The sequence below is a fragment of the Labrys sp. WJW genome, assembly GCF_001676615.1.
Taxonomy (GTDB): domain Bacteria; phylum Pseudomonadota; class Alphaproteobacteria; order Rhizobiales; family Labraceae; genus Labrys; species Labrys sedimenti.
The window spans coordinates 161,613-175,559 of the sequence record NZ_LYXZ01000014.1; the positions used below are offsets into that span (position 1 = coordinate 161,613).

Annotated in this window: 16 protein-coding genes, 1 tRNA gene and 1 pseudogene; 13 read left to right on the forward strand and 5 right to left on the reverse strand. The window is 64.4% G+C overall.

What is annotated here, in order from left to right:
• Positions 1 to 88: 88 nt before the first annotated feature.
• The 4 genes from BA190_RS35855 (at position 89) to BA190_RS09905 (ending at position 3,878) form a co-directional block, all read left to right on the forward strand.
• Entirely contained in the window at positions 89 to 247 is a 159-nt protein-coding gene (locus tag BA190_RS35855; RefSeq protein WP_156771451.1) for a hypothetical protein, read from the forward strand.
• A gap of 145 nt (positions 248 to 392) precedes the next feature.
• A complete protein-coding gene (locus tag BA190_RS09895) occupies positions 393 to 2,510 on the forward strand; it encodes a tol-pal system YbgF family protein (RefSeq protein ID WP_068285699.1) in 2,118 nt (705 codons plus the stop codon).
• A gap of 2 nt (positions 2,511 to 2,512) precedes the next feature.
• Positions 2,513 to 3,229: a DUF3142 domain-containing protein gene (locus tag BA190_RS09900; protein WP_068285700.1), complete on the forward strand. Its 717-nt coding sequence runs from the start codon at positions 2,513 to 2,515 to the stop codon at positions 3,227 to 3,229.
• Positions 3,230 to 3,377: 148 nt separating this feature from the next.
• On the forward strand, positions 3,378 to 3,878 hold the full coding sequence (locus BA190_RS09905) for a cupin domain-containing protein (RefSeq protein WP_068285702.1): 501 nt from the start codon (positions 3,378 to 3,380) through the stop codon (positions 3,876 to 3,878).
• A 159-nt stretch (positions 3,879 to 4,037) separates the two neighbouring features.
• Here the strand turns inward: BA190_RS09905 and BA190_RS09910 are convergent, their stop codons facing one another.
• On the reverse strand, positions 4,038 to 4,778 hold the full coding sequence (locus tag BA190_RS09910; RefSeq protein ID WP_082979616.1) for a TetR/AcrR family transcriptional regulator: 741 nt from the start codon (positions 4,776 to 4,778) through the stop codon (positions 4,038 to 4,040).
• A gap of 111 nt (positions 4,779 to 4,889) precedes the next feature.
• Between BA190_RS09910 and BA190_RS09915 the strand changes: the two genes are divergently transcribed.
• From BA190_RS09915 to BA190_RS09955, 9 genes and pseudogenes are all read left to right on the forward strand, one after another.
• Positions 4,890 to 5,246, forward strand: coding sequence for an SPW repeat protein (locus BA190_RS09915; RefSeq protein ID WP_068285930.1), 357 nt, complete (start codon positions 4,890 to 4,892; stop codon positions 5,244 to 5,246).
• 48 nt (positions 5,247 to 5,294) lie between these two features.
• Positions 5,295 to 5,474 carry a hypothetical protein gene (locus BA190_RS09920; protein WP_156771452.1) on the forward strand — a complete coding sequence of 60 codons (180 nt, stop codon included), beginning with the start codon at positions 5,295 to 5,297 and terminating at the stop codon, positions 5,472 to 5,474.
• 244 nt (positions 5,475 to 5,718) lie between these two features.
• Positions 5,719 to 6,909, forward strand: coding sequence for a phosphoglycerate kinase (pgk, locus tag BA190_RS09925; protein ID WP_068285932.1), 1,191 nt, complete (start codon positions 5,719 to 5,721; stop codon positions 6,907 to 6,909).
• 50 nt (positions 6,910 to 6,959) lie between these two features.
• Entirely contained in the window at positions 6,960 to 8,024 is a 1,065-nt protein-coding gene (fba, locus tag BA190_RS09930) for a class II fructose-bisphosphate aldolase (RefSeq protein ID WP_068285708.1), read from the forward strand.
• Between the two features lie 129 nt (positions 8,025 to 8,153).
• Entirely contained in the window at positions 8,154 to 8,804 is a 651-nt protein-coding gene (locus tag BA190_RS09935) for a thiamine phosphate synthase (RefSeq protein WP_068285710.1), read from the forward strand.
• The gene (locus BA190_RS09940; RefSeq protein ID WP_068285712.1) at positions 8,801 to 9,889 is read left to right on the forward strand and encodes a tetratricopeptide repeat protein; all 1,089 of its coding nucleotides are present in this window, start codon (positions 8,801 to 8,803) and stop codon (positions 9,887 to 9,889) included. Before BA190_RS09935 ends, BA190_RS09940 begins: the two co-directional genes overlap by 4 nt.
• A pseudogene (locus BA190_RS36805) lies at positions 9,822 to 10,490 on the forward strand (pyridoxamine 5'-phosphate oxidase family protein). The gene BA190_RS09940 and the pseudogene BA190_RS36805 overlap by 68 nt, the downstream one beginning before the upstream one ends.
• 138 nt (positions 10,491 to 10,628) lie before the next feature.
• Positions 10,629 to 11,417: an inositol monophosphatase family protein gene (locus BA190_RS09950; RefSeq protein ID WP_068285934.1), complete on the forward strand. Its 789-nt coding sequence runs from the start codon at positions 10,629 to 10,631 to the stop codon at positions 11,415 to 11,417.
• Positions 11,418 to 11,553: 136 nt separating this feature from the next.
• A tRNA-Met gene (locus BA190_RS09955) sits at positions 11,554 to 11,630 on the forward strand.
• A 60-nt stretch (positions 11,631 to 11,690) separates the two neighbouring features.
• Here the strand turns inward: BA190_RS09955 and BA190_RS09960 are convergent.
• Genes BA190_RS09960 through BA190_RS09975 form a run of 4 tightly spaced genes read right to left on the reverse strand, consistent with a single transcriptional unit; the run spans position 11,691 to position 13,924 of the window.
• Positions 11,691 to 12,731, reverse strand: coding sequence for a tyrosine-type recombinase/integrase (locus BA190_RS09960; RefSeq protein ID WP_068285716.1), 1,041 nt, complete (start codon positions 12,729 to 12,731; stop codon positions 11,691 to 11,693).
• On the reverse strand, positions 12,715 to 12,927 hold the full coding sequence (locus BA190_RS09965) for a hypothetical protein (RefSeq protein WP_156771454.1): 213 nt from the start codon (positions 12,925 to 12,927) through the stop codon (positions 12,715 to 12,717). The genes BA190_RS09960 and BA190_RS09965 overlap by 17 nt, the downstream gene beginning before the upstream one ends.
• Entirely contained in the window at positions 12,924 to 13,367 is a 444-nt protein-coding gene (locus BA190_RS09970) for a thermonuclease family protein (protein WP_068285720.1), read from the reverse strand. Before BA190_RS09970 ends, BA190_RS09965 begins: the two co-directional genes overlap by 4 nt.
• Positions 13,364 to 13,924: a hypothetical protein gene (locus BA190_RS09975; RefSeq protein WP_068285722.1), complete on the reverse strand. Its 561-nt coding sequence runs from the start codon at positions 13,922 to 13,924 to the stop codon at positions 13,364 to 13,366. The genes BA190_RS09970 and BA190_RS09975 overlap by 4 nt, the downstream gene beginning before the upstream one ends.
• Positions 13,925 to 13,947: the final 23 nt, after the last annotated feature.

Consider the following 13,947-nt stretch of genomic DNA (forward strand, 5'->3'; position numbering starts at 1 on the left):
GAATTGAAGACGGCGCTCCGGGAAACCGGGGCGCCGTTTTCATTTCGGGTTATGGTATGCTCGAGAAGTCGCCAGGAGGGCGTGCTTCATGGGAGATATGTTGCTGGGGCTGTTGAACATCGTGGCCTTGCTGGCCTTCCTGCTCCTCGCATTTCGTCAGGCCCTGCCGTTCAATGCCAGGACGCGCGAGCGCAGCGAGATCAACAAGCATAGCGGGACGATACATGGCGCCGAAGACGGCCGCTGAGGTGCCGTGGGTAACTGCGGCGCCTCTTGTTTTGCGTAGCCTCCACGCCCGGAATTGCCGGTGTCCGGTACCGGTTGCTTGCCCCCGAGCGGGAGGCTGTGATTGACTGGTGCTGCAAGCGGCATGGGAAGAGGAGTACAGCCATATGGCTCGGCGAGGCATCTGGTTGATCGTTCTGATCTTCGCCGTTTTGAGCTCGGGGGCGGTTCGAGCCAGTTCCGATGGGGGCTGCGAGCCGAGCTGGGCGATCGCGGGAACCGAATCGAATGGTTGCAGCAATCTCGCCGTCCTGCAGCCCGGCAACGATACGCGGGCCAATCTGCTGCTCCTGCTGGGCGAGCAGGGCGATGCGCCGCTCGCACCAACCCGGCCGAATGGGGATGGCGCCAGCAAGGCACTGGCGGCGCCAAGTGATTGGGCGACCTTCCGAAGCACGCTGTACCCGTCCGCTTCGATCGGCGGCAATGGGCTCTATGCCGCGGGCGAGGGTTCGCGCTGCCGCAGCAACGATGCCGGTGCAGCCGATTTCGTGGAGGCCCTCAAGGCAGAGCAGGGCGTGACGGCGGGTGAAAAGGACGAACTCATCGCCGCCCGGCAGGGCCTGCGGCCGGATTGCACCGGAGCCAATGCCGGCCAGCAGGCCGTTGTGGCCGCAGCCGAGCATGCGCAGTCGCCTTTGGCCAAGGACTTTGCCGCCTATCTCATGGGGGCAGCGGCCTTCTATGCCGGCGACTTCAGCGCCGCCACCCAGCATTTTTCAGCCTTGAGCGGCTCTGCCCAGCCTTGGCTGCGGGAGAGCGGGCGCTATCTCCTGGGCCGCGTCGAGGTGAACCATCTGCAGGCCGGTGCCTTTGACGAATATGGCAACCTCAAGGATGTCCCGCAGCGGGATGCCGGCAAGGCAACCGAAGCGGAAAAGGCCCTGCAGGACTATCTGGCCGCCTATCCGAACGGGCGCTATGCCGCTTCTGCGCGCGGACTGCTGCGCCGCGTCTATTGGATCAGCGGGGCCAATGCCAAGCTGCTCGCCGACTATGAGCGGCTCTTGGGGCAGAAGGCGAGCGAGCGGGGCATTTCCGATGCCGATCTCGCCCAGGAACTGGACATCAAGCTGCTGCCCCTGCTGGGGGCGGAGCAGGTGCGTTCCCCCGTGCTGCTGGCGATCCTGGACTTGGTCCGCATGCGCAAGGATGGCGCCCTCAGCGGCGAGGCCTGCTGCAGCAAGGCCCTGACCCTGAATGAGCTGAACGGGCAGCGCGAATTCTTCGCGGGCAAGAAGGACCTGTTCGACTATCTCGTGGCTTCCTATCAGTTCCATGTCGCCCGCCAGCCGCGTGCCGTGTTGGACCTGATTGCGGACCGGGCACGCCAGAATAGCTACACCAATCTCGAATTCAGCCGGCAGGTGCTGCGCGGTGCGGCACTGGATGCCGTGAAGGACCGCAATGCCCGCGGTTTTTGGCTCGATCTCGTCGGCGGAGCGAGCCCAACCAGCCAGCGTGTCGTCATCGAGCTCGCCCTGGCCATGCATGACGAGCGGGCGGGCAAGCCCGAACGGCTCTTCGAGCCGGCCTCGCCAGTCAGCAACCAGACCATCCGGCGAACCTTGCTGCGCTACAGCGCCGGCCCCGAATTGCTGCGTCGCCAGGCAAAGGATACCGCCACCTCGCCGGCCGAGCGTGCGACCGCCCTGTACGTGCTTCTCTATCGCGACCTGACCCGCGGTGCCTACAAGGCCTTTCCGGAGGATTTGGCTTTGGTCCCCGCCGATGCCAAGGTCCAAGCGGATGCCGATGATGCCGAAGGCGACCCCCCGCCCTCCGCGGATGTGTTCGCCAAACCGCAAACGGCGTCGGATTTCACCTGCCCGGACCTCAAGAGCAGCGTTGCGACGCTGGCTGCCAATCCGCGCAACATCGGGGGGCGCCTGTGCCTGGGCGAGTTCATCCGCCTCAACGGCCTCGACCATGATTTCCTCGACGCACCGCCGGCCAAGGATGAGCTCGGCGGCAAGGGGATACAGTTTCCCGGCCGGAAATTCTCGCGGCTCGAAGCATATCGCTCCATTGCCGGCTCAGCGGGGGCGACATCCAATCAGAAGGCTTATTCCCTCTATCGTGCCATCTGGTGCTTCGCGCCGACGAGCAAGAATGGCTGCGACGACAGCGTGGTGCCCGTCGCCCAGCGAAAGGCTTGGTTCCAGAAATTGAAACGCGATTATCCGCAATCGAACTGGGCGCAGTCTCTCGAATATTACTGGTAGACATGCTGCGCTTGGCGTGGGCCCTCGTGGTATTCCTGGCAGCCATTGGCCGTGTAGCCGCGGCGGAGGCTCCCGTCGATATCGGCCGCTATCATAGCTTCTGGCTGTGGGCGGGGGTGAAGACGCAGCCGGCCCTGGCGCGAGCGCGCGAACTCTATTTGCTCGGCTCGGAGGTCGGTGCCCGGGAGCCGGTTCGTCTCCTGTCCCGGCGAAGTGCCGTTCCGCGTCTTCCCGATACGCCGCTATGGCTGGTGGTACGCGTCGATACCCTGGCCTGGCCGCCCGAGATCTATACCCAGGTCCTGGCCCAGCTCGGGCGCTGGCGAGCGGCGGGCAATCGTGTCATCGGCCTGCAGATCGATTTCGATGCCCGTACGCGCCACCTGGAGAGCTACGCTTCCTTCCTCGCGGGCCTGCGCCGCCAATTGCCGGCCGAATACAGGCTCGGCATTACCGGCCTGATGGACTGGAGCAGCAATGGCGATCCCAAAGGGCTCGAAGCGCTCGGCGGTACCGTCGACGAAGTGATCATCCAGACCTACCAGGGCCGCCGAACGATCCCCGGCTATTCCGCCTATCTTTCGCGCCTGAGCCGGCTGCAGATGCCCTTCCGCATCGGTCTGGTGCAGGCCGGCGACTGGCAGGAGCCACCTGGCCTCACCGACAATCCCTGGTTTAGGGGCTATGTCGTGTTCCTGCAGAATTCGGCACGGCGTTGAAGGCCGGTGCGTGGTTCCTCCTCAAGTTGAGATGTACTGGGCGTAGACATGCCATGAACACCATGAGTGACATAGCAGCGTGCCGGCTGGGCATTACGCTCGGATGTCGGCGGAATCGGAAGAAAGACCGCAGACGGAGGAGATCGGAATGACCTGGAAGCCTGTCATTCGCCAGGAGGGCGAGGGAGAACGGATCCTATTCAAGGTTGGGCTGATGACCTTCAAGGCCGCTTCCTCCGAAACGGACGGGCATTTTGCCTTCATCGAGACAATTCTGCCCCCTGGCGCAAATGTCGAGCCGCATCAGCATCCCGAGGCGGAGATCTTCTACGTTCTGGATGGTGAGTTCACCTTCCGGATCGGCGACGGGCCGCCGGTGATCTGCGGCAAGGGCGCTTTCCTCAGCGTGCCGCCGCATGTCCGCCATGCCTATGAGAATCACACCGGGATGCCGGGCAAGATCCTGGGCATGCTGGCGCCGGGCGGAGATGGCGGTCTGGAAACCTTCTTCCGTCAGGTTGGCGTGCCGCTGAAGGAGGAGGACCGGGTGCCCGATCTATCTCGACCCGTCGGTTTCCTGCATGAAGAGATCGGCCGGCGCCGGAATACCAATGCTTCGCCGAAGATCGACGGGAAAGGTCAGTCCTGAGGGCGTTTTGCCGATGTGAGAGCGCACGTTCACGAAGACCCCATGCGTCGCCGCCGACCGGTGACGCCTCCCCCGAAGGTCGAGCCATAGATGCTCGCTCAGGCTCAGGCATCCAAGCCCAAGCTGGAAACCGGAATTCTCATTGGCGGCGCGCCTCGATCAGTGACGGACCGAGCCGTTGGCCGGACGGTGGATCTCGGTTGTTTTCGCCAGGCGTTCGGAGGGCGTCGCGTGCGAATCATCGCGCTGATCCCTCCGATATCCGGTCAGAAAGAGACGAACACCGCTTTCGATCACGCGGTCGATCTCGGCATCGCTGACGGGCTGGGCGGCGAGCACTTCGCGCAGGTGCAAATTGCCGTGGACCAGGCTCAGGAATTGCTGTGCGGCGAGGTCGGGATCGGGGACGGCCAGGCAGCCTTGCGCGCTTCGGGCCGCAATGTAGCCCGACAGTCTTTCCAGCAGGACCCTGGCGCCATGTTCATAGATGATGCGGCCGAGATGGGGAAAGCGTGCCGACACGCAGATCAGCGAGCGATAGATCTCCCTTGCGCGGTTCGAACCGAACAAGCCGACATAGTTGCGCGCCACTTGCAGCAGGACCGCTTCCATGTCGGTCGATCCGATCGTCCTGCACCAGATTTCGACCGCGGCGGCAGCCATCTCCTGGACGACGAGCGATGCGAACAATTCCTCCTTGCTGGCGAACAGGCCGAGCGCCTTCGCCTCGGTAATGCCGGCACTCGCGGCGATCTCCTCCAAGCTCACGGCGTCGTAGGGCCTGGTGAAGAACTTCCTTCGGGCGGCGCGCAGCAAGTGCCGGGCGCAGGCGATCGAATCGTCATTGCTCTTCATCGGGATGAATGGGGAGGATAGGTCGGAGTTGAGATCTGCAGCCATGGTCGGCTCCCTTCACAGCCTCGCGAGCCATCGGCTTCGCATTGGAAATTATATCGTAATACGATATAATTATCATTTCCAAACGCTGGTGCAATGGTCATGGAGGCGACGATGGTTTCGATCCTGTTTTCAGGAAAACGAGTTCAAGACTGGCTGCTGGTGCTGGTGGCGCTCGCCTTGTTCGGCGCGCCCTGGCTGGCCGGGTTCCGGACGATGCCGGTGCCGACCTGGCATGCCTGGACCATGGCCTTCCTGCTCGCCTATCTGGCCTTCGCCGCCTTGAGCGAGTTCAGGCAATGGGAGGAATGGGTCACGATGGCCCTGGGGGCCTGGCTCATCCTGGCGCCATGGGCCCTGGGCTTCGCATCGAACATGGGTGCCGAGCGCACCCATTGGCTGGCCGGCGGGCTGGTGGTGGTGATCTCGCTGGCGGCGGAGTGGCGTTTTCGTCATGCGAAGACGAATTGAGACGAGCCGGACCTCATGCCGGCCGCGGACGCAGGGAAGGATATCCTGATGGAATATCGTCTTGAAAAGATTCACATCGATGGCCAGGCGGACCGGTTCGCCACCATCGTCGAGCGCCTCAACGAATATGCGGCACTGGGATGGCGGGTCGTGAGTATCGATCTCAGGGCCCATCCGTCCTTCACGGCTGAAGACCTGCCCGTATTGCTCGAACGCAGGAAGGGGTGAGGAGCGCGTTGCCCCATGCGCCCGCCTTGACCAGCCGATCTGCCTGTATCGCGCTGCCTGGCCGGGCGCAGCAATTTCAGCCTGTCCTTCGCGTTCACCGCTTTATCGATCCGTCGGCTTGCTCTATTGCTCGCCGGTGATTTTGTGAGGCGGGCGGGGTGTGCTAGGGCGTGTGTTCGGTATGGGTTGGTAATCCATGCTGACGCCCTGGGCACCTTGCCGAAAACAGATGGACAGGACAGGCATGAGCGCTTTTCGCACCCTCGACGACGTGAATGTGGAAAACAAGCGCGTTCTGGTCCGCGTCGACCTGAACGTCCCGATGGAGAATGGCGTCGTCGGCGACGCCACCCGCATCGAGCGCATCATCCCCACCATCCTGGAACTCGCCCGTGCCAAGGCCAAGGTCATTCTGCTCGCCCATTTCGGCCGGCCCAAGGGCGTGGACCCCAAGGAGAGCCTGAAGCCGGTTGCCGCCAAGCTCGCCGAGATCGCCAAGCGGCCCGTCGCCTTTGCCGAGGATTGCATCGGCGAGGCCGCGGCCAAGGCGGTCGCGGCGATGCAGCCGGGCGACATCCTCTGCCTGGAGAACACGCGTTTCCATCCTGGCGAAGAAAAGAACGATCCCGACTTCGTCAAGGCGCTGGCGGCCAACGGCGACATCTGGGTGAATGACGCCTTCTCGGCCGCCCACCGCGCCCATGCCTCCACCGAGGGTCTCGGGCACGTTCTGCCCGCCTATGCCGGCCGCACCATGCAGGCTGAGATCGAGGCGCTGTCGCGCGCGCTCGAACAGCCCAAGCGCCCGGTCGTCGCCGTGGTCGGCGGCGCCAAGGTCTCCACCAAGCTCGAGCTTCTCGGCAATCTCGTCGCCAAGGTCGATGCCCTCATCATCGGCGGCGGCATGGCCAACACCTTCCTGCACGCCCAGGGCGTCGGCGTGGGCAAATCGCTGGCCGAGCGTGACCTTGCCGATACTGCACGCTCCATCCTCGCCAAGGCTGAGAAAGCCAATTGCGCCATCATCCTGCCCGTCGACGCCGTGGTGGCCTATCATTTCGCCGCCGATGCGCCGAACCATGCCTATGGCCTCGATTCGATCCCGCTCGACGGCATGATCCTCGATGCCGGCCCACAATCGGTGGAGCGCATCAAGGGCGCCATCGACGAGGCTGAGACGCTGGTGTGGAACGGCCCGCTGGGCGCTTTCGAGCTGCATCCCTTCGACCACGGCACGGTGGCCGCCGCCAAGCATGTCGCCGCGCGCACCAAAGCCGGCAAGCTGCTTTCGGTTGCCGGCGGCGGTGACACGGTGGCGGCGCTCAACCATGCCAAGGTGGCCGACCAGTTCTCCTATGTCTCGACGGCGGGCGGTGCCTTCCTCGAATGGCTGGAGGGCAAGCCGTTGCCGGGCGTGGAGATCCTGCGTGCCTGAACGGCGTCGTACGGCTCGCCACCCACGCCGACCGTCTCGGAGATCTCGCAATGGCACGCATCACTCTTCGCCAGCTGCTCGACCATGCCGCCGAGCACGGCTATGGCGTCCCTGCCTTCAACATCAACAATATGGAGCAGGTAATCGCCATCATGGAGGCCGCCAAGGCCACCGGCTCGCCGGTGATCATGCAGGCCTCCCGCGGGGCGCGCCAATATGCCAACGACATCATGCTGACCAAGATGATGGATGCGGCGGTCGAGATCTATCCCGACATCCCGGTCTGCGTGCATCAGGACCATGGCAACAACGAAGCGACCTGCCTGACCGCCATCCAGGCCGGTTTCACCTCGGTGATGATGGACGGCTCGCTCAAGGAGGACGGCAAGACGCCGGCCGACTATGCCTATAATGCCGGCATCACCCGCCGCGTCGTCGACATGGCCCATTGGGTCGGCGCCTCGGTGGAGGGCGAACTCGGCGTGCTCGGCAGCCTGGAAAGCGGCATGAGCGAGGCCGAGGACGGCCATGGTGCCGAAGGCGAGCTCTCGCATGACCTGCTGCTCACCGATCCCGACGAGGCGGTGAGATTCGTCATGGACACCAAGGTTGATGCGCTTGCCATCGCCATGGGCACCTCGCACGGCGCCTACAAGTTCTCGCGCAAGCCCGATGGCGCCATCCTGGCGATGAACGTCATCAAGGAGATCAACCAGCGCATGCCCGAGATGCACCTGGTCATGCACGGCTCCTCCTCGGTGCCGCAGGAACTCCAGGACATCATCAACAAATATGGCGGCGAGATGCCGCAGACCTGGGGCGTACCGGTGGAGGAAATCCAGCTCGGCATCAAGCATGGCGTGCGCAAGGTGAATATCGATACCGATTGCCGCATGGCGATCACCGGCCAGGTCCGCCGCATCTTTGCCGAAAATCCGGGCGAATTTGATCCGCGCAAATATCTGAAACCCGCCCAGGATGCGATGATCAAGCTGTGCAAGCAGCGTTACGAGGAATTCGGCACGGCCGGCCAGGCTGCCAAGATCAAGGTCATTCCGCTTCACGAGATGGCCAAGGGCTACAAGGCCGGCAAGTTCGAGCCGAAATTCGCTTGAGCGGCTCCGGAAAAAAGCTTCGCGGTCTCCCGTCGATGCGAAGCGATGACGAAACCTTACAGCATCGGCGCCGATTCCGGGATCGGCCCCGATGCCGTAGCGAGAAGAAGGATTCCCGGGATTCCCGCCATGGCTGAAGTTCCATCCCATCCGCCCGTCCAGATCTATCTGGTCACCCCCGCCATCGACGATGTCGCCGCCTTCCTGCCGGCCCTGCGGGCCGCGCTGTCGGCCGGCGACGTTGCCTGCGTGCTGTTCACCCCTGTGGCCGGCGACGACAACAGCGCCAAGAAACTGATCAAGGAGATCGCGCCTGTGGTGCAGGGCGCCGGCGCGGCGCTGCTCGTCAGCGGCTGGAGCGCGGTGGTGGCGCGGGCAGGGGCCGACGGCGTGCATCTCAATGACGGCCGCAAGGGCCTCGCCGAGGCGCTCGACAGCTTCAAGCCGGAGCGCATCGTCGGGGCGGGCGGCATCCGGACGCGCGACGAGGCTATGATCGTCGCCGAAAGCGGGGTCGACTATGTCATGTTCGGCGAGCCGGCGCGCGACGGGCGCCTGCCGCCACTGGAGGGGGTGGTGGAGCGCACCGCCTGGTGGGCCGAGCTCTTCGAGGTGCCCTGCGTCGCCTTCGCGCCGGATCTGGCGGCGGTGCCGCTGTTCGCCGACGCCGGAGCCGATTTCGTGGCGCTCGGCAATGCCGTCTGGAATCACGAGCAGGGGCCTGCCGAAGCGGTTGCGCTGGCGGACCGGCTGCTGAAGCAGAGAGGGAGTCTCGCATGAAGCGCATCGCTGTTGCGGCCGCGCTGGCGCTGCCGGTCCTTCTTATCTCGCTGCCGGGCCGGGCGGAACCATCGGCGCCGGCCGATGTCGCGCAACCCGACGGCGGCGAGGCGGCCAAGCCGGTGGAGACGGGCACGCCGGCACAGCCTGCGCCTGACGCGGCCAAGCCGGTGGAGAGTACGCCTGGCGAAGCCGCCGCCCCGGCCGATGCAGCCAAGCCCGCGGAGGCCGCGGCTCCCGCTGCACCGGCTGGCCCGCCGCCGGACCTGGCCTATGGCGCCTTCCAGCGCGGCTACTATCTCAAGGCGCTGGAGGAAGCCACCAAGCGCGTGGTGTCCGACAAGGACCCCGCGGCGATGACCCTGATCGCGCAGCTCTATGCCAATGGCCTGGGCGTGCCGCCCGATCCGGCAAAGGCGGCGCAATGGTATTCCGAGGCGGCCGAGCGCGGTGACCGCAATGCCATGTTCGCCTATGGCATGACCAAGCTCCTGGGCAAGACCGTGCCCAAGGACGAGCCGGGCGGCATGCTGTTGCTCAACCGCGCCGCCGAATTGGGTGTGCCGGAGGCCGCCTATAATCTCGGCATCATCGCCCTGCGCACCACCAATGGCCCGCCCGATTATGCCACCGCCTATAAGCGCTTCAGCCAGGCGGCGCTCGCCAACAATGGCGATGCGCTCTATTCGCTTGGCGTGCTGACCAAGGAAGGCAAGGGCGTACCGGCCGACAAGAAGAAGGCGGCCGACTATTTCCTCGCCTCGGCCAATACCAACAATGTCGACGGAATGGTGGAATATGCCATCGCCCTCTTCAACGGCGAGGGCGTGCCGCGCGACCAGGAAATGGCGGCCGACTGGTTCGAACGTGCCGCCCTGCGCGGTTCGCCGATCGCCCGCAACCGCCTGGCGCGCATGTATGCGGCCGGCATGGGCTTGGCGCCCAATCCGGTTCTGGCCTGCATGTGGCATCTGCTGGCCAAGGCGGCCGGGCTCGAGGACAAGCAGCTCGACGAATATGTCGCGCGGCAAACGCCGGAAGTGCGGGCGGCAGCCATTCAGGGGGCCCGCTTCTACGGCATGTGATGCCAACCGGTATTTTCCGCGGGGTGGCCAGGGGATCGACAAGGGGAGGCCGGCGGTGCTGGATGCAGCGGCGAGGGCAGTGATCGAGAGCCATTCGCTCGGCTATGTGGCAAGCGTCAATCCCGACGGCACGCCCAATCTGTCGCCCAAGGGCATGATGCCAAGCGTTTTGCGATTTGAGGCCTCACCTCGAATCGCAAAGACGCGTCGAGCCAAAGGGTGAGAGCAAAAGGGCGTTTCTACTAAAACGCGCTTTGCTCTGGTGCCGGACGACCACCATGTCGTTTTCGGGGAGGCACGCTCCCCCGGCACCCTGCGCAACATCCGCGAGCGCCCGGTGGTGGAGATCAATTTCGTCGATGTGCTCGCCCGCAAGGGCGCGCGCATTCGCGGTCGCTGCGAGATCATCTCGCGCGAGGATGTGGCCTTCGCGGCCCTGCGCCCTGCTTTCGACCGCTGGGGCGCGCTGGCCGACCGCATCCGCCATTTCGTAAAGGTGCGCGTCGAGGCCGTGAAGCCGATCTCCTCGCCCGCTTATGACATCGGCGCCGAGGAAGAGGCGCTGCGCAGCCATTGGAAGGCCTACTATCAGGGCCTGTGAGCGCCGCAGGCTGCCGCGATTCGAATTTTCGCGCCGGTCGCATTTTCCCGTTCATATCGGCGGCATTTTCCATTAGACAGGCCGCTTCCCATTCTCGCGCCCCGATCTGCGGGGCGACCGTTATTTGAAAGTTCCATGATGCTGCGTTCACCTTTGATGAATGTGATGGTTGCTGCCGTGCTCAAGGCCGGCAAGGGTCTCAAGCGCGATTTCGGCGAGCTCGAGAACCTGCAGGTCTCGGCCAAGGGGCCGGGCGACTTCGTCTCCATCGCCGACAAGAAGGCCGAGCGCACGCTGCATCAGGAACTGGGGCGGGCCCGCCCGGGCTATGGCTTCGTGATGGAGGAGACCGGCGTCGTCGAAGGCGCGGACAAGACCCATCGCTGGCATATCGATCCGCTCGACGGCACCACCAATTTCCTGCATGGCGTGCCCTTCTTCGCGGTTTCGGTGGCGCTGGAGCGCGAGGGCCTGCTGGTCGCCGGCGTCGTCTACAATCCCGCCACCGAGGACCTGTTCGTGGCCGAGCGCGGCAAGGGCGCCTTCCACAACGAACGCCGCATCCGCGTCTCCGGCCGCCGCCTGATGGAAGATTCCATGGTGGGCATGAGCCTGGCGCGCCTCGGCCGCGGCCAGCACCAGACCAACCTCGCCGATCTCGGCGCCGTGATGGGCAAGGTCGCCGGCGTGCGCAATTTCGGCGCTGCCGCCTTGGACCTGGCCTATGTGGCTTCCGGCCGCCTCGACGGCCTCGCCTCGCGCTGGCTCTCTTCCTGGGACCTGGCGGCCGGCATCGTGCTGGTGCGCGAAGCCGGCGGCTTCGTCACCGACATCCGCGGCGGCGACACCATGCTGGACACCGGCGACATCGTGGCCGGCAACGAGGCCGTCCACAAGGGCCTGCTCGGCCTCTTCGCCAAGGCCTGATAGCGGGCCTGACATCGCGGCTGCGGGGCCGGAGCCGCGGCAAAAACGGGGAGGGGAGAAGATTTCCTCTCCCACCCGCTTGACAGTTTCGGCCCAGCCTTGCATAAGCCGCCCGTCCGGCAGCGCCGGGCCGCGTGGCGGGGTAGCTCAGCTGGTTAGAGCAGCGGAATCATAATCCGCGTGTCGGGGGTTCGAGTCCCTCCCTCGCTACCATTTGATTTTGTTGGGCTTTTGCCCGATTTTTCCGACGACACACCAGAGCCGGTTTGCAGGTCAGTTTGCAGATTTCGTTCTCGTTTCGAGCTTGCGGACTGCATTCTTGGCCATTGTCGGATCGCGCGCCAGGTAGTGTGAATCGAGCATCTCCTGCACGTCCTTAAGGCTCAAGCCGGTGAGGGTGGCGATCTCTTGAACTGAAGCGCCGGCAATGCCGAGGCGAGTAACAGCGGAACCCCGTAAATCGTGGAAGGTCAGGCCGGATATTCCGGCCTTTTTTGCGGCCTTATGCCAGGAGGTCCGGAAACCGTCGCTGGTCCATTTGTTGCCAGCGGCCGTCAAGAGGATCAGGGCACCACGTTTCCTGGCCTTCTCGGCGTCCAAGGCTTCCTTGAGGGGCGCGCCGACAGGAATCGCAACACGCGTGCCTGTCTTGCTTTGGCGCAAGCGTATCCATTCGCCGTCGTAGTTACTCCAGGTCAGGCGCAGTAGATCGCCCTGCCGCTGGCCAGTCCAGAGAGCCAGGGTCAGTGCGAGATGCAAATGGGCTGGCGCTGCCTCTCGGAAGGTCTTCTCGATTTCATCCGTCCAGATCTTGTCGTTGCGCTCGGCCGAATACACGCGTCCGCCGCGCTCGCAGGGATTAGCAGCGCATTTGCCCCTATCCTTGGCCCAGGCGAGGATCAGCGCGAGCACAGTCCACGCATAATCCGCTTGACGCCGCGAGGTCGCCGCCAGTTCGTCCCGCCAGTCCTTGAAGATTCCGCGCGTTTTGGGAGAGGGGAGGGCGGCGATCGGGAAGGTGCCGAATTTGGCCTCGATTTTTTTTATCTGCTTAATGTAGTCAGCGCGGGTGCGTGGCGCGCGGTCGAGAAAGTCAGTGCTGCGTTGGTAGGCGTTAACCAGCGATTGAAGGGTGCCGGCACTGCGTTCCTGCTGCCTCTCGCTGCAAGCCTGTTGGTAGGACGCCATGAATTCCGGTGTCCCGGGTTCCCCCGTCAGGCGTGGGCCGCCCCGCCATGCGTACCAATAGGTGACGCTGGTACCGTTGGCGAGGCGCTTGGTGGACCGATTGATGCCCTTAAGTTGAACGCGCATTCTTGGCCTGCCACTGCTCTAGGGCGGCGTCGGCGTCGTCGGCTGGCTGGCTGGCGTCGTCGGCACCGGTGAAAATAACAATCTTGCCAGATTGATCCACCTCGACGCGACGAATGTCCAGTCCGGCCCGCTTGACGCCTTTCGCGGCCCGCTCGATGGCGGCCTGGGTGAACTTCATTGCATTGCGTGGCATCATTTGCCTCCGCACCATTGGGCCTTGCGCCAGGCCTTGGCCTTTGCGCCATAGGCCCAGGGCAACGCAGCGCGGGCCTTCACCATCTGCTCGCCGACATCGCCGACACGGTTCGCAATGCGGACCAGGGGTCTATCGTAGCGATCGATACGGCCGATGTAGCGAATGGTGACGCGCTGGCCGACGAGGAACTCGGCCAGAATGTCGGCCGAGGCTTGGCCGAGCTGCTTCTCATACCAGCACGACGCGTGGCCGGTCTCCGGCGCGTCGATGTTCTCGATGCGCAGCCGAACGTCGCCCAGCGCCACGGTGTCGCCGTCGATGACGCGCAGCTCGAAGCCTTCGACCACGTCGGTGCGAGGCGGCATCGTGCGCACCTTCGCCCAACTGGGCGCGACCAGGGCAGTTGCGGCGAGCAGCAGGATGGTTACGGGCTTGATCATTCTGCAGCGTCCAGTTGTGAGGCTTCGGCATAGACGGGCTGGCGTTTTACGACGCGGGGCTGGGGCGCGACCTCTTCGACGAGATCCTCGGCACAGCCCCTGTGGCCGCCGATACGCCGGCCATCGACCTCGTACATGTCTCCGCTACGGTCATCAGCGAAAAGGAGACCGCGACTATCGACCCGATAAAGAGGCGTCGTAACCCGGCCGGCACCATTCCGGTACCGCTTTCCAGCCTGGATCCGTAATCCAGGTTCCAGCAGTGGCGCCGCCGCCATCGTCTCGATGTTGCGAATGAGCTTTTCCACCATGCTGTCGCAGGAGACATACCGGGCGACGACGCGGGCCTGCACGGCCAAGCCGAGCATGGAGGCCGGTATCCTGCCGAGCGCTCGCTCTTCAAGATCCGAAATGCGTGAAAGGACTGCGCCGGTCCGATCGTCCGTGCCTGGATCTTCGTGCCGATTAAGCTCGCTGAATTCAGCGTCGAGCCGGGTCAGAAGGGCCTCGATCGCGATCAGGTCGCGGTCGGAAATGCGGAGCGTGCGCTTTGTCATCGGGCGTTCCCATTGTCCAGGAA